The sequence below is a fragment of the Allobosea sp. GW821-FHT10B12 genome, assembly GCF_059415545.1.
In genome coordinates this window covers 1-1,033 of the sequence record NZ_JBWKNL010000022.1, presented here as the reverse complement: position 1 = coordinate 1,033, position 1,033 = coordinate 1, and the positions used below count along the sequence as shown (strand labels likewise).

1 protein-coding gene is annotated in these 1,033 nt (G+C 64.0%); it reads left to right on the top strand.

Annotated features, from left to right (window positions below):
* Window positions 1-119: 119 nt before the first annotated feature.
* Window positions 120-1,033 (top strand): ATP-binding cassette domain-containing protein (locus tag AC07O0_RS30285; protein WP_494628553.1); only part of this gene is annotated, 914 nt, incomplete at its 3' end.

Sequence of the window (1,033 nt, the reverse complement as noted above, 5' to 3'; positions counted from 1 at the left end):
GCTCTGAAAATCAGCGTGCTGGTTGGCTGACAATGCTGTCGTGGTGGTTATTGTGGAGTGGTTTTTGGTGAGCGCTCCGGAAGAGGGCGGGGCGCTTGGTTGATTTTGAGGGAGCTTGCATGACATCGCCGATCTTGTCGGTCTCGAACCTGACGACCTCGTTTCGTGTCGAGGGTTTGTGGAAGCCGGTGGTGCGCAACATCTCCTTCGAGATCAAGCCGCAGGAGACGCTTGCCGTGGTCGGCGAGTCCGGCTCGGGCAAGAGCGTGACGGCCTTGTCGATCATGCGGCTGACGCCGCCCGGCTCGAGCCGGATCGAGGGCTCGATCAAGCTGAACGGCAAGGAGCTCCTGACGCTGCCTGATGCGCAGATGCGCGAGATCCGCGGCAACGAGATCGCGATGATCTTCCAGGAGCCGATGACCTCGCTGAACCCAGTCTTGACGATCGGCTTCCAGATCGCCGAGGCGCTGATCCTGCATCGCGGCCTGTCGCGCTCGGAGGCCGAGGCCGAGACCATCCGCCTGCTGGAGAAGGTCAAGATCCCGTCGGCGAAGTCGCGCTTCCACGAATATCCGCACCGCTTCTCGGGCGGCATGCGCCAGCGCGTGATGATCGCGATGGCGCTGGCCTGCAAGCCCAAGCTTTTGATCGCCGACGAGCCGACGACGGCGCTCGACGTGACGATCCAGGCGCAGATCCTCGAGCTGATCAAGCAGCTGCAGCAGGAAGAGGGCATGTCCGTCCTCTTCATCACGCACGACATGGGTGTGGTCGCCGAGATCGCCGACCGCACCGTCGTCATGTACAATGGCGACGAGATCGAGACCGGCCCGACCGAGAACATCTTCGCCAGCCCGCAGAAGCCCTATACCAAAGCGCTGCTCTCGGCGGTGCCGCGATTGGGCTCGATGGAAGGGCGTGGGCGGCCGATGCGCTTCCCGGTGGTCGACCGTACGACCGGACAGTCGGACGTGCCGACTGAAACGCCCGACACCGTCCAGGCGGCCGAGCGCCCGGTGCTCGAGGTCGC